This is a genomic window from Luteolibacter flavescens, assembly GCF_025950085.1.
Classification (GTDB): Bacteria; Verrucomicrobiota; Verrucomicrobiia; order Verrucomicrobiales; family Akkermansiaceae; genus Haloferula; species Haloferula flavescens.
Genome location: NZ_JAPDDS010000017.1, coordinates 48,919 through 67,564, shown reverse-complemented (window position 1 = coordinate 67,564; position 18,646 = coordinate 48,919). Strand labels below are relative to the sequence as shown.

Annotated in this window: 17 protein-coding genes; 10 read left to right on the top strand and 7 right to left on the bottom strand. The window is 65.3% G+C overall.

All coding sequences use genetic code 11. The annotated features are described in order from the left end of the window. Nucleotides 1–27 precede the first annotated feature (27 nt). Nucleotides 28–1,164 (bottom strand): N-acetylglucosamine-6-phosphate deacetylase, encoded by a 1,137-nt coding sequence (gene nagA / locus OKA04_RS21850; RefSeq protein ID WP_264503350.1) that lies wholly within the window; start codon nucleotides 1,162–1,164, stop codon nucleotides 28–30. A 124-nt stretch (nucleotides 1,165–1,288) separates the two neighbouring features. Between nagA and OKA04_RS21845 the strand changes: the two genes are divergently transcribed. Both OKA04_RS21845 and OKA04_RS21840 read left to right on the top strand, forming a co-directional pair. Further along, nucleotides 1,289–1,867: a hypothetical protein gene (locus OKA04_RS21845; protein ID WP_264503349.1), complete on the top strand. Its 579-nt coding sequence runs from the start codon at nucleotides 1,289–1,291 to the stop codon at nucleotides 1,865–1,867. 65 nt (nucleotides 1,868–1,932) lie between these two features. After that, nucleotides 1,933–2,745, top strand: coding sequence for a CHAD domain-containing protein (locus OKA04_RS21840; RefSeq protein WP_264503348.1), 813 nt, complete (start codon nucleotides 1,933–1,935; stop codon nucleotides 2,743–2,745). A gap of 3 nt (nucleotides 2,746–2,748) precedes the next feature. Here the strand turns inward: OKA04_RS21840 and OKA04_RS21835 are convergent, their stop codons facing one another. Further along, nucleotides 2,749–3,981, bottom strand: a complete 1,233-nt coding sequence (locus OKA04_RS21835) for a hypothetical protein (protein ID WP_264503347.1) — start codon at nucleotides 3,979–3,981, stop codon at nucleotides 2,749–2,751. 159 nt (nucleotides 3,982–4,140) lie between these two features. On the opposite strand from OKA04_RS21835, the gene OKA04_RS21830 reads away from it, so the two are divergent. Beyond that, on the top strand, nucleotides 4,141–4,743 hold the full coding sequence (locus tag OKA04_RS21830; RefSeq protein WP_264503346.1) for an OmpH/Skp family outer membrane protein: 603 nt from the start codon (nucleotides 4,141–4,143) through the stop codon (nucleotides 4,741–4,743). A gap of 15 nt (nucleotides 4,744–4,758) precedes the next feature. Here OKA04_RS21830 and OKA04_RS21825 read toward each other — a convergent pair whose 3' ends face one another. Together OKA04_RS21825 and OKA04_RS21820 are read right to left on the bottom strand one after the other, a co-directional pair. Then, entirely contained in the window at nucleotides 4,759–6,822 is a 2,064-nt protein-coding gene (locus OKA04_RS21825) for a TonB-dependent receptor (protein WP_264503345.1), read from the bottom strand. Nucleotides 6,823–6,892: 70 nt separating this feature from the next. Then, nucleotides 6,893–8,422 (bottom strand): xylulokinase, encoded by a 1,530-nt coding sequence (locus tag OKA04_RS21820; protein ID WP_264503344.1) that lies wholly within the window; start codon nucleotides 8,420–8,422, stop codon nucleotides 6,893–6,895. 130 nt (nucleotides 8,423–8,552) lie between these two features. On the opposite strand from OKA04_RS21820, the gene OKA04_RS21815 reads away from it, so the two are divergent. Further along, the gene (locus OKA04_RS21815) at nucleotides 8,553–8,804 is read left to right on the top strand and encodes a hypothetical protein (protein ID WP_264503343.1); all 252 of its coding nucleotides are present in this window, start codon (nucleotides 8,553–8,555) and stop codon (nucleotides 8,802–8,804) included. Next, entirely contained in the window at nucleotides 8,801–9,337 is a 537-nt protein-coding gene (locus OKA04_RS21810) for a YcxB family protein (protein WP_264503342.1), read from the top strand. The genes OKA04_RS21815 and OKA04_RS21810 overlap by 4 nt, the downstream gene beginning before the upstream one ends. A gap of 399 nt (nucleotides 9,338–9,736) precedes the next feature. Here OKA04_RS21810 and OKA04_RS21805 read toward each other — a convergent pair whose 3' ends face one another. After that, nucleotides 9,737–10,033 (bottom strand): hypothetical protein, encoded by a 297-nt coding sequence (locus tag OKA04_RS21805; RefSeq protein ID WP_264503341.1) that lies wholly within the window; start codon nucleotides 10,031–10,033, stop codon nucleotides 9,737–9,739. Nucleotides 10,034–10,036: 3 nt separating this feature from the next. Then, nucleotides 10,037–11,404 (bottom strand): tetratricopeptide repeat protein, encoded by a 1,368-nt coding sequence (locus OKA04_RS21800; protein WP_264503340.1) that lies wholly within the window; start codon nucleotides 11,402–11,404, stop codon nucleotides 10,037–10,039. A 6-nt stretch (nucleotides 11,405–11,410) separates the two neighbouring features. On the opposite strand from OKA04_RS21800, the gene OKA04_RS21795 reads away from it, so the two are divergent. The 3 genes from OKA04_RS21795 (at nucleotide 11,411) to OKA04_RS21785 (ending at nucleotide 16,583) form a co-directional block, all read left to right on the top strand. Then, nucleotides 11,411–12,451, top strand: coding sequence for a bifunctional riboflavin kinase/FAD synthetase (locus OKA04_RS21795; RefSeq protein ID WP_319800629.1), 1,041 nt, complete (start codon nucleotides 11,411–11,413; stop codon nucleotides 12,449–12,451). Between the two features lie 79 nt (nucleotides 12,452–12,530). Further along, nucleotides 12,531–14,975: an Amuc_1098 family type IV pilus outer membrane protein gene (locus OKA04_RS21790; protein ID WP_264503338.1), complete on the top strand. Its 2,445-nt coding sequence runs from the start codon at nucleotides 12,531–12,533 to the stop codon at nucleotides 14,973–14,975. Between the two features lie 54 nt (nucleotides 14,976–15,029). Continuing rightward, nucleotides 15,030–16,583 carry a hypothetical protein gene (locus OKA04_RS21785; RefSeq protein WP_264503337.1) on the top strand — a complete coding sequence of 518 codons (1,554 nt, stop codon included), beginning with the start codon at nucleotides 15,030–15,032 and terminating at the stop codon, nucleotides 16,581–16,583. A gap of 51 nt (nucleotides 16,584–16,634) precedes the next feature. Here OKA04_RS21785 and OKA04_RS21780 read toward each other — a convergent pair whose 3' ends face one another. Continuing rightward, nucleotides 16,635–17,333 carry a 3-keto-disaccharide hydrolase gene (locus tag OKA04_RS21780; protein ID WP_264503336.1) on the bottom strand — a complete coding sequence of 233 codons (699 nt, stop codon included), beginning with the start codon at nucleotides 17,331–17,333 and terminating at the stop codon, nucleotides 16,635–16,637. A 215-nt stretch (nucleotides 17,334–17,548) separates the two neighbouring features. Between OKA04_RS21780 and OKA04_RS21775 the strand changes: the two genes are divergently transcribed. Both OKA04_RS21775 and OKA04_RS21770 read left to right on the top strand, forming a co-directional pair. Continuing rightward, on the top strand, nucleotides 17,549–18,160 hold the full coding sequence (locus OKA04_RS21775; RefSeq protein ID WP_264503335.1) for an HNH endonuclease: 612 nt from the start codon (nucleotides 17,549–17,551) through the stop codon (nucleotides 18,158–18,160). Nucleotides 18,161–18,313: 153 nt separating this feature from the next. Continuing rightward, nucleotides 18,314–18,607, top strand: coding sequence for a hypothetical protein (locus OKA04_RS21770; RefSeq protein WP_264503334.1), 294 nt, complete (start codon nucleotides 18,314–18,316; stop codon nucleotides 18,605–18,607). Nucleotides 18,608–18,646 lie beyond the last annotated feature (39 nt).

The following is an 18,646-nucleotide window of genomic DNA, read 5'->3' as shown; positions in this document are numbered from 1 at the left end:
AAGCGGGCGATGCCGCCACGGGCAAGTTCAGCGTTCCTCCCCGCCGACGATGGTCTTGGCGACGCTGTAGTCGTCATTCAGCAGGACGAGGTCCGCGTAGAAGCCGGGGACCACCTTGCCGAGGCCTTCCAGCCCCAGCGAGCGGGCCTGGTTCCATGAGGTCACCTTGATCACCTCGTGCAGCGGCAGGCCGGTCGCGCCGACCAGGTTGCGGAAGCCTTCGTTCGCCAGCAGGGTCGAGCCCGCCAGGGCACCGCCGTCCTTCAGGCGCGCCACCTTGTCCTTCACCACCACCGGCAGGCCGCCGAGGTCCACCTCGCCCTCCACGATCCACGACGCGGCGACCGAGTCGGTGATCATCATCAGGCGGTCGATGGGGATGGTGGAGAAGACGAGCCGCAGCATGTCCGGCGAGAGATGGATGAGATCGCTGATCAGCTCGATCATCAGGCGGTCATCGACCATGCCGGCGCCGATCACGCCGATCTCGCGGTGATGCAGCGGGGTCATCGCATTCCCGTAGTGGGTGAGGTGCGTGAGCCCGGCATCGCAGGCGGCGAAGATCTGCGCGGCGGTGGCGGAGGTGTGCGCGGCGGAACAGGTGATGCCGAGCGCCTTGCAGCCGCCGATGAGTTCCAACGCTCCGGGCATCTCCGGGGCCAGCGAGAGGATCAGGGCGGGCACGATCGCGTGCAGTTCCTCCACCTCGGCGAAGTCCGGTGCGCGCATATACTGCGGATTCTGCGCGCCGGCCCGCTCCTTGTTGATGAAGGGGCCCTCGACATGCATGCCGGGGCAGCGGGTCAGCCCGCCTTCCTCGCGGAAGGTGGCGATCTTCGCGACGATGGACTTCAGCTTCTCCCGCGGCTGGGTGAGGGTGGTGGGCAGCCAAGTGGTCACGCCTTCCTGCAGCTTCCGCCGGGCGATGTGGCGCAGCGCGTCCAGCGAGTCATCGCACACGTCGGAGCCATCCGCGCCGTGGCTGTGAATGTCGATGAAGCCGGGGATGAGCAGCTTGCCGGCGGCGTCGATCTTGTGCTCCACGGAGGGGAGATTCGTCCCCTCGATCACGGCCTCGATGCGGTCGCCCTCGATGAGGACGGCCGCGCGGGCGAGATCGAGGTCGGGCGAGACGACGCGCGCGTTGGTGATAAGCTTTCTCATGTGTTAGATGCGGGGCGGGACAGGTCATTTTCTGGGACGATGCCGTCGGTTTGGCGAGCCGGGATTTTTGCGGATATGCGCAGCGGCGGCTTGGCAAAGGGCTCCGGGAGGCTATCCGTGGGGCATGGGAAAGGCATTGCTGAAGCTCGCCGGAGCAGTCTCGTTCGTGCTCGCCGTCACCGGCTGCGGATCCGGGATCGAGAAGTGGGAAAGCGCGAACAGCGCCCGCTATCGCGTGCTGAAGCCGGGCTCGGACCTGCTGGGCGTGACCGTGCCGGTGCTGCGCAGCCGCGGGCTCGAGCAGGTCTGGGGCTCGCCGAAGATCCAGCGCGACGGCGAAGGCGGCTACACCCTGACCTACGCGGACCCGAAGAAGCCCTTCACCCGTCTGGTCGTCCACGGCATGACCGAGCCGCTGCCGAGGCTTTCCAGCCCGCCGAAGCTCTCCGGCGAGGAAATGCGGAACAACACGCTGGCAGGCTACGAGCGCGACCAGCCATGGCGCACCGTGACCATCGCGGAGCAAAAGGTTCGCTGGTTCCAGGAGTCCGCCAGCGGCGGCGCGGATGGCGCGTATTTCAGCACCGAAGGCTTCACCCTCAAGGCGGCGGACGGACGCAAGGGCCACTACCGGCTGGTCGCGGAAAACGGCGACGATGCCGCGGAGGCGGTGGCTCGCTGGTTTGGTAGCGTGTCGTTTTGAAACGAAGGAAACTTCACGGAAGATTGCCTGACAGGGGATGGTGCATCTGCTAGATGGCACGTCCCATGTCTGACCATACGTCTCACTTTTCCGGTGTCCGCGGGTCTATCATCGCCGCGTGTTCGGAGATGGAGCGGCTGCTGAAGGGGCTGACCGACAGCAAGGGCCGCGTGGCTGACGAGATCCACCAGACGCGCAAGGCCGGCAAGCGGCTGCGCGGCGGGCTGGTCATCGCGGGCGAGCCGAAGCCGTGCGTCCGCTGGATCGGGGTGGTCGGCCGCATGCTCGGTGGTTCGCGCGATGCCGCCGTGCGGGTGAAGACGTGGAATTCCCTGGGGATCGACGCTTCGCCGGTGGGCTCGTCCGAAGCGGCTGCCGCGGCGCTGCTTGAGCTGGAGGCGGATGCGTCCACCCGCAAGCCGCCGCAGGCCGTGATCGACTGGTCGCTCGCCGCCCTCTGCCAAGTCCGGGGTCGACTGGAGTCGCAGACCGACGAAGAAGTCGCGGAAGCCGCCGAAGACGGCGCGAGGAAGCTGGAGAAGCAGCTCCGCAAGCGCCTGAAGCGTGCGCTCCAGCGGGTGATCAACGAGGATTTCCACGACTGCCGGAAGGCGGTGAAGGCATGGCTGGGCGGGATGGCGCTCGCCGCCCCGGATCTCCCGCTTGTAGGCAAGGAGGAAGCCGAAAGGCTCGCGAACAGTCTCGGTGAGGAGAATGACCTGGAAGTGCTCGCCGCCTGGCTGGAGGCCCGCGGCTTCACCCCGACGATCTGTCCCTGCGCCTGGAAGGTCCTGCGCAAGCGCCAGGAGAAGGTCCGGCGGAAATCGATCTCCGTGATCCGCAAGGAACTGCTCCCGGCGCTGAAACGCAAGGGCTGAGCCTCATTTTGCCGCGGTGGCACCGAGGGCTTCCAGGCGCTTCAGGTAGGCGAGGCCGAAGCGGTCGTGGCTGCACAAGTTCGCCCATGCCTCGCGCCGGTTCTTGTCGGGGTCTTGGGACAGGGCGAGCCACTCGCGCTCCGTGGTGGGGCGCAGGACCTCGCTGCGCCCGACGATGACGCGGACGGATTTCTCCGGCTTCGGGCTGACTTCCAGCGGCAGGATGGCCTCGGTCTTGGCCTCCGGCACCACCCAGAAAACGCGCAGCCCGTTCTGGGCGAAATAGCTGTTCCACCAAGTCTCGACCATCGCGCGCGCCTCGCTCTCGAGGAGGCCGGTCGCCGTGAGCCCGGCCACCATTTCCCGATAGACCGTCTCGTCAAATGCGGCGGAGGACTCCGTGAAGCCGGACACCGGCACTTCCGCGGCGGCCCCTGCCTTCAGGCCCTCTTTCATGACCATCCAACGGGTGGTTCCGGCGGTTTTCTCGAAGACGAAGGCGAAGGGAATGTCGCCGCCGGTGCGGTTCTTCAGGCGGAGCGTCTCGTCGGCGCCCACCGTGGTGGTGAGCCCGGGATTGAAGGCCCCGATGCCGCGGTAGAAGAGGAAGCCCTCCGTCTCGCCATTCGCGGTGCGGACCGCATTTGCCTCCGGCACGCGCGGGCGCATCCAGTGCAGCGACTCCCAGGGCTTGAAGAGGATGGTGTTGCGCGACTCTTCCGGCGAAAGCACCCGTGCCTGCCACTCGATGGAGCCTTTCCACGGCTTTGTGAAGTCGATTGCCCAGTCCTCCACGTCCTTGATATCCACGGTCTTCCTCGCCTTCGGCACCGGCAGGGTCTCGCCGCCGGAGCGATCCGGATACCACTGGCTGATGGTCCCTCCATTGAAGCCGACCTTCACAGAGACGTCGAAGGCCTTGTCCGAGTGGAAGTAGATCACGGGCGTCTCCATCTTCACGGTCACGCCGCGAAGCGGGCGGTCCATGCCCTTCATCATGGACAAGATCGGCATTCTCCCGTGTTCCTTTACGATCTCGTCGGGAGCGACACGCAGGTTGCCGTTTTCCAGGCCATAGTGGGAGTAGGTGAAGGTCGGCAGCGGGGCTTCCTCGCGCTCCAGTCCGGTGAGCAGCACGCCGTCCGACCCGGCGACCGTGGTGAAGGTGCCCCACTCGTGTAGCGTGTAGGCGGAGGCCGCGGTGGCGGTCAGCAACAGGATGGTGATTGTTTTCATAGCGATCCACCATGATCCCGCGAAGTTCAGGCAAACAAGCTCGTGGCGAACGCTTTACGTCGAATTTACCGCCGCCGGAGGCCATTCCCGGGGGCGGAGAAAAGAATTTCCCCTGACCGCCAAGGGCTGCTACCCATCTGCATCGTTCGCAAGGAAACCATGAAACTCTCGCTCCGCTCCGTCATCGCCCTTTCGCTCGCCTTCGGTGGAATCTCCGCCGCGCAGGACAGCGGTCGCCTGAAGATCGCCACGGTGGACATGCAGGCGCTTTTCATGGAGTACAACCCGACGAAGGAAACCAAGGTCAAGTTCGAGGAAGAGGGCCAGGGCGTCGCCAAGCAATTCGAGCAACGCACCGCCAACATCACCGCGGCCAAGGCCGATCTGGATGCCTTCCAGAAGCAACTGAACGACCCCTCCGTGGCCGACACCAAGAAGCAGGAGATCTTCAACCAGCGGCAGGTCAAGATGCAGGAGGCGGAAGCCCTCCAGCGCGAGGCCGAGGATTTCCGCAACCGCAAGGTGCGCGCGATGCAGGAGCAGATGCAGATCCGCACGAAGAACATCCTCGATCAGATCCGCGCCAAGGTGCAGAAGTACGCCGAGGCCGAGGGCTTCGACTACGTGCTCGACAAGACCGGCACCAGCACCTCGCAGGTCCCGGTGCTCCTCTACACGAAGGACGCCACCGACGTGACCGACGCGCTCCTCAAGACCCTCAACGACGGCACCACCGCCCCGGCGACCGAGGAGAAGAAGTAAGCCTTCCTTCCTCCGTCACCACTTGATCGTCACGCCCGTGCCGATCACGCAGGGCATCCCGAGCTTGCCGGACACCGGCAAGCCCACGGCGGTGTAGTCGTTCTTCGAAAGCGCATACTCCTCGTCGAGCAGGTTGCTGCCGAAGACGTAGGCGTCCACCTGTTGCCAGCGGTAGCCGGTGCGGGCGGAGAGCAGGGTGCGCGCTTCCAGCTTGGTTGCCGCCGTGGAGTCGATCTGCGCGTAGGACGTGTCCGCCCACTGGACCGTCATCTCGCCGAACCAGCCGGTGGCCGGACGCCATCCGATGCCAAGGGCGGCATTCCACTCGGGAGCCAGCGGGAAGGCCTGGCCGCTGCGGTTCACGCCATTGACCACGAGCTCGTCGAATTCGGTATGGAGATAGCCTGCCGACGCTCCGGCGGCGAAGTTGCCCTTCCGCCACTCCATCTCCACTTCCACGCCAGCGCGTTGGGATTTCCCGCTGTTCGTGATGAAGCTGTCCACCACCGGGAATCCACCCGGCGCGACGTAGGGCACCTGCTGTCCGTCCATCCACGCGTGGAATGCCCGCACGGTGCTGCGCAGGTGCTCGCCCTGGTGCTCGGCGAAGAGATTCAGCTCCCAGCCGCGCTCCGGGCCGTAGGCCTGGGACGTGCCGAGCGATGGGGCGACCGCTGCCCCGCCTGGACGATAGGCGCGTGAAATCTTCGCCCCGGTGGTCAGCGCATCGCCGCGCCACTCCAGCCCCAGCTCCGGCAGCCACTCGGTGGAGCTGACATCGACCTCATCGCGACCCCGCAGGGCTCCGCTGATCTGCGCGGCAGACACCTGATCCCGCGACTGGTGGTCAAGCCTCAGCCCGCCCGTCAGCCAGATATCCCGGCCCAGCTCGAGCTCCCCGTGTCCGTAGGCAGCCGCGATGCCGATTTCCTCGGTCGTCACGCTTTCAAAGCGACGCCCCGCCGGCACCGGCCCGAGCCCACGGCCCTTGAACGAAAATTCATACTCCGCCGCCTCCGCATAGATGCCAGCCAGCCAGCGGAAGCCCTCGCCCTCGCGACCGACGCGCAGGCTTTCGGTCAGGCGCGTCTCGTCCGCGGTATAGACGTAGAACCAATCGAGCAGCGGCGAACCGTCGAAGTCATTGAAGTGGGTGCCGTCGAGCTTTGAGTAGGACGACTCGGACTCCACCCACCATCCGTCGTCCAGCTCCACGCGGCCGCGCAGCACGAAGGCATGGCGATCCGCCGGGAGTGTCGCGGTGTCATTCACATTCACCACCCGGTCGAAGATGTCGCGTCCGGGAAGCTGGTAGGCCTGGCCGAAGAAATTCCCGCGCCCGCGGTCCAGATCCACCCGCAGGTCAAAGACCGACTGCTCGTTCCCGGCGGGCCGCCAGCGCAATTGTCCGCGGAAATTCTCGCGGCGGGTTTCCGCGAAACGCTCGTTGCCGTCGTAGAGATTCGTCACCGCGTTGTGCGTGCCCTCGGAGGCTGCGCTCACCCGCAGTGCCAGCTTCTCCGGAATCAGCTCCATGTTCTCCGTCAGCCCGACGCGCCACGAGCCGTAGTCTGCCAGCTCGACCGTCGCCTTGCCCTCGTGGAAGAACTGCGGGGCATTCGGCTCCAGCCGGATCTCGCCGCCCGCGGCATTCACGCCACGGCCGAAGAGCACCGGACCGCGCGTCACCCGCACTTCCCCGATGTCCCACATCAGCGGCGTCACCGAGGTCAGCGAGGATGCGGTCTGCGGCGCTCCGCCATCCGAGAAATTCAGCAGCGTGTTCGACTGCGTGCCGAGCAGGAAGATCACGTTGTCCTGCCCCAGCCCGCGCATGGTGAAGGCGGTGGAACTCGGCGAGCCTTGCTGGACATTTGGCAAGAGCGGCAGCACGTCCTGGAAGCCGCGTCCGCCCGGTAGCGGCAGCGCGAAGTCGCCTTCCTTTCGCCCGAGCGTCGGATGATCGGCGCGCGAGGAGACGACCAGGTCGTCCATCTCGTGCGGCGTCTCCGCCGGTGCGAGGGAGGAGAGCGCCAGGAGGCCGGAAGCCGGGAGGATCCGCAAATCGGGGAGAGTCATAGGGGGAAGCGCGAGACCTCCCTTCCTATCAAGCGGCGGCCTTGCAAGTAAAGCCGCCGCTCCGCCCGCGTCACAGCATCGCGCGGTAATCCGCCAGCGCCTCGTCATACACCGCGGCCAGCGAGGCATCCGGCTCCAGTCGCGATCCGGCGGCGGGCTTGCAAAAGTCGGCCTGCAGCTTCGCGAGATCGTGGCCGCAGGCATGCGCGGCGCGCAGGGCGGCACCGAGGCCCGCGCCATTCGCGATGGCGAAGCGCTCGACGGGTGCCTGGAAGACATCGGCGATGAGCTGGGCGATGCCATTGCTCTGCGACGCCCCGCCGGTCAGGCGGATCAGCTCGGCCTTCTCGCCGATCCACAGGCTATGGAGGCGCATGTTGAGGAACTGGCCTTCGAGCAGCGCGCGGACCTGCACGGGAGCCGATGCATCGGCGGGGAAATTGCGGACCGGGCCATCGAAGTCACGGCGCGGCGTGATCTCCGGACCGTAGAAGGGCAGCATGCGCTTGCCGTCGTTGCCTGCGGGCGTTCCGGCGAGGCCTGCGCTGTCGAAGGCCGACCAATCCAGCCCGAGTTCGTCACGGAGCGCTTCGCGGGCTAGCGAGCCATTCCGGAAACAGATCAGCGACATGAAGCCACCGGCGGGATTGCCGAAGACATGGCCGAAGCCCTGAGGATCCGTCACCGCGTTTTCCATCGCGGCGAAGAAGGTGTCCGAGGTGCCGAGCGAGATGACGATGGTGCCCGGCGCAGTGGCCCCCATACCGACGAGCGACGACGGATTGTCCCCGGTGGAGAGGACGACCTGGCAATTACCAGACAAGCCGTACTTCTCCACGAAGTATGCGGAGACCGGCCCTGCGATGGTGGCGGACGCTGCGGCGGGCGGGAGCTTCGCCCGCAGGTCGGGCGCGGTGGCGTCGAGCAAGGCATCGTCCCAGTCCAGTGTCTGGAGGTTCAGCAGGTTCATGCCCGCGCCGTCGCCGTGGTCGATGGCGATGGACTTCCCCGCCAGCACCGAGCCGACGAAGGAGCTGACGAGATGGATGACGGCGGTCTTTTCATAAGACGCCGGATCGAGCTTGTGGAAGCGGCGGATCTGCGGACCGGTGAAACGCTCGATGGCGATGGAGCCGGAAAGACGGCAGACCTCGGCATTCCCGCCCGCCGCTGCGGCGATCTCCGCGCACTCGGCACCCGTGGACGTGTCCATCCAGATCGGTGCGGTGGCGCGGGTCAGCGCCGGGGAAAGCTGGTCCACCACGGGCACGCCCGCATCCAGCGTGGCCAGACGTTGCTCCAAGGTGGCGTCGAAATAGACCGATCCGTGCTGCTGTCCGGAGCAGGCAACGGCGGTGATCCGCGAGAGATCGAAGCCATCGGTCAGCTTCGCGAAGACCAGGTCGAGCGCTTCCATCCACATCCGCGGGTCCGCATGGACCTCGCCGCCCTTGCCCCCGGGAATGAAGCCGCTGGGGGAATGGTAGGCGGGCAGTTCGGCCCCGAAATTGACCGAGACCTCGCGGACGATTTCGCCACGGGCGGGATCGATGACGAGGGCGGAAAGCGATTGGGTCGAGGAATCGAGACCGAGGAACATGGGATGAATTAACCGTTTTACCCATCGCGCTGGCCAGCGGGAAACGCGGCATCGGCGGCCGCCTTCGATTGGCTGCGATTGCTGTCGTTTGGCGCTTGGCAGCACCCGTCCCCGCTCGCACGCTCCGCGCATGGAGTCCCATGAATGGCGTGAACGCACCGACGAAGGCCTGCGCTTTTGGCGCGCGTCCCGCTATGCCAACCGCTGGTCCTTCCAGACGACGCTGAAGACGGATCCGGACTGGTATCCGGTCGATCCCGTGCCAAAGGAAGTGTGGGCCGAGCTGCGCGACGTGCTGTGGCGGAAGTACCAGCGCAAGCGCTGCCCGTGGGAGTGGGTCGAGCAGATCGACAAGATCCTCGCGGAGGACGAGGAGAAGTGAGCGACCGCGACCCGGCGAAGGCGACGACGATGCGCTTCACCTATCAACCGAATTTCAGCGACTATCTCGCGCTGAACCGCCACGTGCTGTGGGCGCAGCTCAAGATCGCCATGCTCGTGATGGGCGTCCTCACGCTCGTCGCGCTGGTTTATCCCTTTGTCGTCCGTCATCTGGCCAGCGCGGGGAATCCGGACGCGCAGCTTGAGTTCGGGCTGATCCACATCGGCATCCCGCTCCTCGCGCTGCTTTTCGCGATCGCGATCCGCGTCTCAATCAGGAAGCGCTGGGACAAGATCGATGCTCTGCGGGCCACGCTCGAATACGACTTCGACGAGCAAGGCCTCGCCACCCGCTCCGACCGCAGACGGAACTTCACCGAGTGGCCTCAATTCGCCCACGCCACGGTGACGAAGAAGCATTTCATCCTGAAGACCCATGCTGGGTCGTATTACTATTTCCCGCTCTCCGTCATCCCGGATCGCGCAAGGTTGCTGGCCCTCCTCGAAGGGAAAGTGCCGGTGAAGGGCGGCTGAGATTAGAGATCTGCAAGTGCAAGAGATCCGATCCGCATTCCCAATCGAGATCGGGCTTCAGACGACCGCGTAGCGGTCAAGGATGGTAGCCGCGGACTTCAGTCCGCGGATGCGGGTCGTGCGCGCGTGGTGTCGCAGAGCGACACTGGAACCCGACCGACCCGGACGCCCCGAAGATCAACCGGCCGCAAACCAGCGACTCCTGTGTCACTACGCGACACCATCCCGGCCTGCGGGAGTTCTGCGGGCTGAAGCCCGCAGCTACCGTCCTTGACCGCTACGCGGTCGGATCATGTGACGTAGTCGTCGAGCGTTTCTCCATCGTTCGATGGGTGCGCTAGAAGAGGAGCTTGTGAGGCGGGTCGGTTCACTCTCCGGGAGATGAATCTCCACCCTGCCTCAAAACAGCGCCCAACAACCGTTGATGAAACCCAAGGCTGAAAGCGTGATCACGGTGATGCCGGCGAGCTTTTGCCGGCGGCTTTTCGCCATCAGATACCCGGCGCTGGAGAAGAGCAGGCAGGCGAAATACCAAGGGCGCATGTCCTCTGGTGAGGACATGACCGTGGGGGAAGCCGCCAGCAGCACCATCGCGATCGCCAGGGAAATGCGGCCGCCTGATTTCCGCGATGGGAGTTCAGGCGGCGACGTCGTTTCCCCAGATGGCGGGTGAGGGGTGCCGGAGGGCGGCTGCATGGCTCACACCATCTCCGCGGGCGGTTCTTCCTGCTGCGGTGGTGCGTACTTCTGCTGCAGCGCGGCGAGGCGCTGGTCGGCGGCACGCAGGCTATTGAGGATCTTCTTCTGCTTCTCCACGTCGGCGGGCTCGAGGGTGGAGGAGGCCGCGCGCTGGGCGACTTCGTTCACCACGGTGTGGAGGGCGCGGGCGGCGGTGGCCTGGAACATCGGGTCGGCGAAGGGAGCGCCGGGAGAGGTCTCCGGGTCCATCGACTCGATGAGGAATTCAGCGAAGAAGTGCGGCTGGCACACGCGATAGACATGCAGGCCTAGCGCGAAAAGCTCGCCGGCCAGCGGGCGCAGGCCGGTGAAGCCCTGCTGCTCCCAGTGGCGTTGCACGGAGAGCGCGTCTTCCACCGTGTCGGTCGTGTCGCCAATCCAGTCCTCCGCGAGGCCGGGGCCTTGCTTGGACGAGTCGAGCCACGTCACCAGCGCGTGGGCGAGCAGGTGACGGCCCTGCAGCGAGAGCTCGGCGGGTGCCGGATGATCGCGCTCGTGGGGCGTGGTGAGTTCCAGCACCTTCCGCGCATCGGCTGCGGCGGCTTCGGTATCGCTGCCCACGCCCAGCGAGTGACGGCCGCGGTTCAGCAGCGCATTGCAGAGGGTCAGGAGCTGGGCCGGATTTTGTGGATCCGGGAGAAGCTCGATGCACTTTTCAAAGCAGCGGCGGGCGTCCTCGTGCGAGTCGCCCACGAGGCCGCGATTTGCCCATGCGAGGGCGAGGCGCTGGAGCACGCCGGCATTGCCTTGCCAGTCCATCTCCTCCAGCAGGGCGATGGCTTCGTCGTAGGTGGCGCGGGCGTCTTCATTGCGCTCGCCCATGCGGTGCAGCACGTCGCCGCGGTTCATCAGGCTGGCGGCCAGGCCCCAGCGGATGTTCTCCTCGCCTTCGGCGGGGATTTCCTTCCGCAGTGCGATCGCCTGCTCGAAGTCGGCGAGCGCGTCGGGCAGTTCGTCCTTGTCACCAGCGGAGAGCGTGCAGATGCCGCGGTTCGTGTGGGCGTTTGCCAGCTCGTTCTTACCGCGTGGCGTGCCGTCGTCGAGGTCGGCCGGATTTTGCAGCGCGAGGTGGTAGAAAGGCAGCGCGTGATCCAGCAGGCCGTGGTCGCGATGGAGATTGCCCAGCACCACGAGGCCCAGCGCGCGGGCGAAGCGGCCGAGTTGATCGGGGTGGTTGTCCAGTGCCTGGACGACGGTGCCAAGCTCCTGGATGGCCAGATTGAACTCCTCCTCGCTGAGCGGGGTGGGGGTGTCGCGCCATTTCAAGACGGTGGCGAGCGACTCGGGGACGCCGAGGGCCTGCGGTGCGGATGGAGAAATCTCAGCCATGGGTAGGTGGACACGAGGTTGGCGGGGCGGGCGGCAGACGCAAGACTGGAAGCGGGAAGATGCCACACGGGGCTGGCACCCGCCGGGACTGCCGTGCAAGGTCCCGCCGTGCGTCGCTTCTCGAGTATCGCGGAAATGAAAGAGCTGGCCGGCCCGGTGCATCTCGCGCTGGGCGTCTTCGATGGCGTGCACCTCGGCCACCAGGAGGTCATCGGCCAGGCGCTCGCGGCCCGCGGGCGGGACGGCGGCACCTGTGGCGTGCTGACCTTCGATCCCTATCCGATCCGCGTGCTCTTCCCGGAGAAGGCACCGCGCAGGCTGCTGGCATCGCTCGACCACAAGGCGGAGATCCTTTCCCGGATGGACGTGGATTTCCTGCTCGCGCTTCCATTCGACCTCGCCCGGGCGGAGGAGGAGGCCGAGGACTTCATCCGCGAGTTGGTCTCGGCAGGCGTGAAGACGGTCGCGGTGGGCGAGGACTGGCGGTTTGGAAAAGGGCGGAAGGGCGACGTGGCCATGCTTTCCGGGCTCTCCGGCGAGCTGGGCTTCCGGCTGGAGGCCTTGCCGCCCGTGATGATGGATGGCGACCGCATCAGCAGCACCCGCATCCGCCAGGCGGTGCAGGACGGGAATCTGGAAGCCGCAGCGCGCATGCTCGGGCGACCGTACACCGTGGAGGGCAGGGTGGTGGAGGGCCGGAAGCTCGGCCGCACGATCGGCTTTCCCACGGCAAACGTGGAGCGTGGCGAGGAGCAATTCCCCCCGGATGGAGTCTGGGCAGTGCGGGCGAGGGAGGGGGAGCGGCGCTTCGATGGCGTGGCAAATCTCGGGCTGCGGCCGACCGTGGACGGCGAGGCGCGGACGCTGGAGGTGCATCTCTTCGACCACAACGGCGACCTATACGGGCGCACGCTGGAGGTGGAATTTGTGAAGCACCTGCGCGGAGAGCGGAAATTCGAGTCGCTGGAGGCGCTGAAAGAGCAGATCGGGCGGGACGCTGCGGAGGCAATGTATTTACTACGTGGGCTGGACGAGGAGGAGCGCTGAATTTTCCGGATTTTCCGCTTACGCTGTGGGAACCAGCCCTCTATACAGCGCGGAAACCCCGATGCCGATCTCCGATCGTTTGACCACCAAACTCGTTTCCCGTGCCGGCCTCCTGGCCATGGCACCGGCGACCTGTCTTCTTCTGGCCCAGCCGGTTCTCGCGCAGTCATCGTCCTCGATGGCCCAGGCGGAACTGCAGCGCCGCGCGAACAACGCGACCGAAGCACAGGAACTGCTCAGCAAGGGCGACGAATCCTACAAAGCCGGCAAGTGGGCCGACGCCGTGGCTGCCTATGCGGGAGCCCGCGATCTCCTGCCCGACGCCCCGGCCACCGCAGCCCTGCGGAAAGCCACGACCGAGCGACTGGTCCAGGCGTCCGTGGAGCAGGCCCGACTCCAGCGCCGCAAGGGCGACGTGAGCGGCGCGAAGGCGACGGTGGACAAGGTGCTCGCCGAGTCCGTGGCCCCGGACAGCGCGATGGCGCTGGAAATGCGTGCCCAACTCGAGGATCCGATCCGCACGAATCCGGCTGCGACGAAGGAATTCACTCAGGACGTCGAGGAAGTCCGCCTGCTGCTTTACAAGGCGGAGGGCTTTTACAATCTCGGCGACTACGATCAGGCACACCGTGTCTATGAGGAGATCCTGCGCGTGGATCCCTACAACAAGGCCGCCCGCCGCGGCATGGAGCAGGTCGCCCAGAACAAGGCCGACTACTCCCGCGCCGCCTATGACCACGCCCGCGCCGACATGCTCGGCCAGGTGGATGAGGCATGGCAGCTCCGCGTGACTCCCGGCGACGTGGCTCCCGAGGACCTGATCCCCGGTGGCGGCTCCGCGGACGCCCCCATCCTGCTTTCGAACAAGCTGGAGCGCATCATTCTCCCGTCCGTGGACTTCGTGGATGTGAGCATACTGGAAGCCTTCGATTTCCTGCGGGCCCGGTCCGTGGAGCTCGATAACCTGGAGCTCGATCCGGCGAAGCGCGGCATCAATTTCGTGCTCGATTTCGGCACAGGCGAAGCCGCCGCCAAGATCAATGCCACGAAGCTCAACCTGCAGCTCAGGAACGTGCCGATGTCCGAGGTGGTGAAGCACGTCTGCAGCATCACGCAGACGGTCTCCGTGCCACAGGACTATGCCATCGCCATCCGCCCGATCGGCGCGGACACGACGGACATGATCACCCGGAGCTTCCGGGTGCAGCCGGACTTCCTCACCAGCGGTGCCGCCTCCGTGGGGGGCAATGCTTCGCCGGAAAACGACCCCTTCGGCGAGAACAATGCCGGCGAGGGCCTGCTGGTCCGCCGCATGAGCGCGGAGGAAATCCTGAAGCAGCAGGGTGTGGAATTCCCGCAGGGAGCCTCCGCCAATTTCAATGCGGGCGAGAGCATGCTCACGGTCCGCAATACCTCCGCGAATATCGCGCTGGTCGAGCAGATCGCCCACGCGCTGGCAGGCGAGGAGCCTGCGATGGTGGTCGTGGAAGTCCGCATGCTGAAGACCGAGGAGCGGGTCCTCAAGGAACTCGGCTTCGACTGGTTGCTTGGCGAGTTCTCGCTCGGCGGCACCGGCCTGACTCCAGGTGTCGCGGCGGGCCACATCTCCGGCGGTGCTTACAATCCCGCGAATTTCTCGGACATCGCTATGGCTGCCGGTGTGACCGAGCGCCTCGGCCTTACCGCGGGAAATCGCAGCGGTGACGAGGCGATCGGAATCGATGGCATCGACTCGCTCATCCTGCAGCAGCAGCAGGGCTTCGCCCGTGGCAAGGCCCGCGCGCCGGGCCTCCTGTGGGCGAATGGCACGCTGAACGACACGAATCTCACGATGCTGATGCGTGGGCTCGACCAGAAGAAAAACGTCGATCTGGTCGTCGCGCCGTCCACCACCTCCCGCAGCGGACAGCAATCGACCATCGAGGTCATCCGCGAATTCATCTACCCGACGGAGTACGAGCCCCCGGAACTGCCGAACAGCATCGGCGGCAACAATCCGCCGCTCGACTTCGAGACGGGCGACCTTCTCGGTACCAGCGCCCAGAGCTTCCCGGTCACTCCGGCCACTCCGACCAGCTTCGACATGAAGAAGGTGGGCGTGATCCTCGACGTGCTGCCCACGGTCAGCGAGGACCGCCACTACGTGGACGTTGCGCTGAAGCCGAGTGTCACGGATTTCAATGGCTTCGTGAACTACGGCACGCCGATCACCTCGGCTGGTGTCGATGCCCTGGGCAATCCGAGCACCACGGTGGTGACGCCGAATGAGATCCTCATGCCGGTCTTCTCCGTGATGAAAACGGAGACGAATCTCACCGTGGCCGATGGTGCCACGCTGGTCATCGGCGGCATGCTCCAGGAGCGCGTCCAGAAGGTGGAGGACAAGGTGCCGCTGCTCGGGGACATCCCGATCGCCGGACGCTTCTTCCGCACCGAGGCATCTGCGCCTGTCCGGACCGCTGTCGTGTTCTTCGTGACGGTGAAAGTGGTCGATGCCACGGGCCGTTCCTTCAGCAGTCGTTGACGACAGGCCGGTCGTGTGAAGGATTTGCCTTCACCCCGAGATATCTCATCTGCGATGCCTGCCAACGATTCCGAGCCGGAGAACTACTCGATCGACGACATGATGGACCGCCTCCGCACGCGCGGGGGTGAAGGTTCACGTGAAGGCGAGGCCAAGCTGGTGACCCGGGACGACGGCACCCAGGTCTACAAGATGCGGAAGCGCAAGCGCCGCAGCCACCAGCCGAAGAAGGAGAAGGAAAAGAGCGACAAGCGCATGCGCGTGGCCCAGGTGGTCACCGCTGTAGCCCTCGTCGCAGGATCCGGGCTCGCGCTGGTCGGGTCACTCATCTACCTGAATACCCCCGGATATCATGACAAGATCTCCGAGCGGGTGAAGGTGTGGACCGGTGCCGAGCCGAAGATTTCCCAGCTCCGCGTGACTCCGCTGACTGCGGGAGCCTCCGCCGTGGAGCTCCGCTGGCCGGAGACCTCGCTGATCCAGAGCCTGACGGTGAGAGGGGTGCAGGGCGAATTGGCCGTGCCTTCCCTGATCGGGGGCTTGTGGAAGGGCACCGAGATGCTCGGTGGCCAGGGCGGCACGCTCGTGCTGCGCCAGCCTGTCGGCCCGGCTCCCGCGATGCCCGCCCGCAGCGGCGAGATTCCTTTCCAGTTCCGCTACCGCGCCCCGCAATTCACCGTGCTGGTGGGGGATGAGGCAAAGCCCGCCGCCCGTCTCAGTGGCACGGAGGCCACGCTGGAGGTGCTGGACACTGCCGCGACGACGGCGAACCTGCGCTTCGACGGCGGATCGATCTATGCCCCGGGCTGGGGGGATTTCGCGCTGAATTTTGCCTCGCTCCAGTTCAGCCCCGAAGGTATGCGCGTCGGCATCATCCGGATGACTCCAAGTGGGAAGACTGGAGGCGGGAACATCGAGATCACCAATCCGGACAAGTCCCTGCTCGATCTGCGGGGCAAGAAGTCCGACCTGACCATCCGCGTCGGCCGCCTCCAACTGGGCAGCCTGCTCGGCCCGAATTTCGGCCCATGGCTCTCCGCTGAAGTCGAGACCCCGGAGAATGGTGAAGCCGGGATCTTTTCCTACGATGCGGATTCGCCCACGCTGGTTTCCTTCCGCATCCCTTTCCGCGCCACGGCCTCCTCGGACTCCGTCTGGAAGCAGCTGCCGATGTTCGGCGTGCTGGCGAAGGAAGTGGGCGAGACCTGGTATCAGGCTCCCATCTTCGACCTTGAGGCAAATGGCGTGCTAGTCCGCTCGGGAGCGGTTGCCGGCTTGGAGCGCCTGCACTTCGCTTCCCGGAATCGCCTGGTCCTGGACGGGAGTCTCACCGCCGATGCCCAGGGCGTCCTGGAAGGCTCCCTGGAAGTCGGCCTGCCGGATGGCCTGGTGAACAATGCCTCGGCGGCGATGCGTGCCGTCTTCAAGCGCCGCGATGGCGGCTACTCGTGGGCCACCGTCCGCCTGTCCGGCACCGGCCGCCAGCCGCAGGATGACCTGCAAAAGCAGCTCGATACCGCCTCGACCACCGCGACTCCTGCCGCCGGCGGGAATCAATCGCTGGAAGACGCCTTCCGCGAGATCATCGAGAGCGGCGAGGAACGCTGAGGCCCGCCACCGGCCACGCCCGCCGTGCTCCGGCGGGCGGGTCATGTCAGGTCAGAGTTCCTTGATGCGGAGATTCCGCCAGCGGACCTTGCAGGATTTGCCGCTGTGCACCTGCAGGGCGAAGAAGCCTTCGGGGGTGAATTCCGGGGCGTCGTCCGTATAGTTCACGCGCTCCTCGCCATTCAGCCAGATCTGGATGTGCTTGCCCTTGCAGACGATGCGGATCTCGTTCCAGTCGTCCCACTTCATCACCTTTTGTCCTTGGGTGGTGAAGTCCTTGCGGGCCTGCTCTTGGGCCTTTGACTCCGCCTCGGTGAAGGTCTTCTTCTTGTCGTCGTTCCGGTAGGGAGCGAGCCAGGCGCGGCGGGCCTCGTCGTAGAGACCGGCGGTCCAGGCACGCTTCTTGTCCTGGTCGTGCTCGCACTGGTAGCCATAGACGCGGCCGTCGGTGCCGGGCTTTTGCAGGCCGCGGAACATCATCCCGGAGTTCCCCGTGAGATCGTCGAATTTCATCTCAAAGCGGAAGTCGAAGTCCTTGTAGGTCTTCTCCGTGCGCAGGAAGGTGTTCGACTTCACGTTCTCGCCGAAGCCGACGATCTGGCTGTCCTCGATCCTGTATTCGCCGCTGCCATTCACCCGCTTCCAGCCGGTCAGGTCCTTGCCGTTGAAAAGATCGGTGAAGCCCGGCTCGGCGGCCTGGCACAGGGGCAGCGCCAGCAGGGCGGACGCGATGAGGGAAGTCAGTTTCATGGATCTGTCGGACAACTTTCGGTTTCGCGGCAGCTCCCGCAAGCCAGAAGTCGCCGGGCAATGAAACGTTCCAGTCGCATGCCCGGTTTTCACCTTTCGCCCGGGATGACAGCATGCCCCGCGGGGCAGGACTTTTGTAACCTCCCTGTCACCAAGCTTTTTCTTGCGACGCGGGGCAATCCTGCTAGTTTTCGCGGCAATTGCTGGGAAAAGGTATGGCTGGCCATCTTGACCATCCCGTCCTCGTCCTCAACCGGTTTTGGCAGCCGGTGCACACCTGCTCCGTCCGCCGCGCGCTCAAGCTCCTGTTCCTGGGGCACGCCCAGGTGGTGCAGACCGAGGGCGATGAACGATTCCGGACCCACGACCTCGGGTCGTGGATCGAGCACTCGTCGGCGGATCTCATCGACGAGGTGATCCACACCGTCCGCCTCGCCCTGCGCGTGCCGAAGATCATCGTGCTGGCGCTCTACGAGAAGCTGCCACGGCTGGAGGTGCGCTTCACCCGGCGGAATGTCTTCCTGCGCGACAAGCACACCTGCCAGTACTGCGCGAAGGTCTTCAGCGAGTGCGACCTGAATCTCGACCACGTGATGCCGCGCGACAAGGGCGGCCGCACCACCTGGGAAAACATCGTCACCTCCTGCATCCGCTGCAACACGCGCAAGGCGAACAAGCTGACGCACGAGGCGAACATGCACCCGCTCCGCAAGCCAGCCGCCCCCCGCTGGCGCCCCATGTTCGGCCTCCGCGAAAACCCCGCCACCCACGAAAGCTGGGCCCACTTCATCGACCCCGATCCGTCGTCGGTGAGGCTGTCGGCGTGAGCGATCTTGGGAACGTGGGATGGGTGAATAAGCGTCTGCCCAATGAAGAGCGGAAAGATGTCGTGGAGCTGTTAGAATCGCCGGGCAAGGCGGCTTGTAAATTCTCAGGGGGATTTGGGCTGATCTGCGCAGTGGCAGTGGAAAATCGGAGCTATGAAATCGGTGTCTGAAATTTTGAGCCAACTGGGTCTTGGCCATGACAGGCAGTCTGAAGACGCAATCGGATGGCAGTTGCTCGATCAAATGCGCGCTGAAGGCAGCGTCGTCCTCGTGAAGCTTGATGGGGAGAGAACCCTGGATCCCTATACCTTGGTAATCTCTGGCGGACCTCTCGGTGAAAACTATTTCCGCAAAGATGGGAGTAGTATCAATGAGTTGATTGCCGAAGGAGCCAACTTCTACGACGGCTTGATCTGGAGAGGCGAAGCGCTTGATCCACAAGTCTGACCATCACGACTTTCCGAAAGACGGAGACGAAAATGCCCG

Excerpts from the sequence above, each read along its gene's own strand:
- nagA (WP_264503350.1), bottom strand. The coding sequence starts at position 1,164 with ATGAGAAAGCTTATCACCAACGCGCGCGTCGTCTCGCCCGACCTCGAT.
- OKA04_RS21815 (WP_264503343.1), top strand. The coding sequence starts at position 8,553 with ATGGAGTCCCATGAATGGCGTGAACGCACCGACGAAGGCCTGCGCTTT.
- OKA04_RS21800 (WP_264503340.1), bottom strand. The coding sequence starts at position 11,404 with ATGGCTGAGATTTCTCCATCCGCACCGCAGGCCCTCGGCGTCCCCGAG.
- OKA04_RS21845 (WP_264503349.1), top strand. The coding sequence starts at position 1,289 with ATGGGAAAGGCATTGCTGAAGCTCGCCGGAGCAGTCTCGTTCGTGCTC.
- OKA04_RS21835 (WP_264503347.1), bottom strand. The coding sequence starts at position 3,981 with ATGAAAACAATCACCATCCTGTTGCTGACCGCCACCGCGGCCTCCGCC.
- OKA04_RS21785 (WP_264503337.1), top strand. The coding sequence starts at position 15,030 with ATGCCTGCCAACGATTCCGAGCCGGAGAACTACTCGATCGACGACATG.
- OKA04_RS21840 (WP_264503348.1), top strand. The coding sequence starts at position 1,933 with ATGTCTGACCATACGTCTCACTTTTCCGGTGTCCGCGGGTCTATCATC.
- OKA04_RS21820 (WP_264503344.1), bottom strand. The coding sequence starts at position 8,422 with ATGTTCCTCGGTCTCGATTCCTCGACCCAATCGCTTTCCGCCCTCGTC.
- OKA04_RS21830 (WP_264503346.1), top strand. The coding sequence starts at position 4,141 with ATGAAACTCTCGCTCCGCTCCGTCATCGCCCTTTCGCTCGCCTTCGGT.
- OKA04_RS21805 (WP_264503341.1), bottom strand. The coding sequence starts at position 10,033 with ATGCAGCCGCCCTCCGGCACCCCTCACCCGCCATCTGGGGAAACGACG.
- OKA04_RS21770 (WP_264503334.1), top strand. The coding sequence starts at position 18,314 with ATGAAATCGGTGTCTGAAATTTTGAGCCAACTGGGTCTTGGCCATGAC.
- OKA04_RS21780 (WP_264503336.1), bottom strand. The coding sequence starts at position 17,333 with ATGAAACTGACTTCCCTCATCGCGTCCGCCCTGCTGGCGCTGCCCCTG.
- OKA04_RS21825 (WP_264503345.1), bottom strand. The coding sequence starts at position 6,822 with ATGACTCTCCCCGATTTGCGGATCCTCCCGGCTTCCGGCCTCCTGGCG.
- OKA04_RS21775 (WP_264503335.1), top strand. The coding sequence starts at position 17,549 with ATGGCTGGCCATCTTGACCATCCCGTCCTCGTCCTCAACCGGTTTTGG.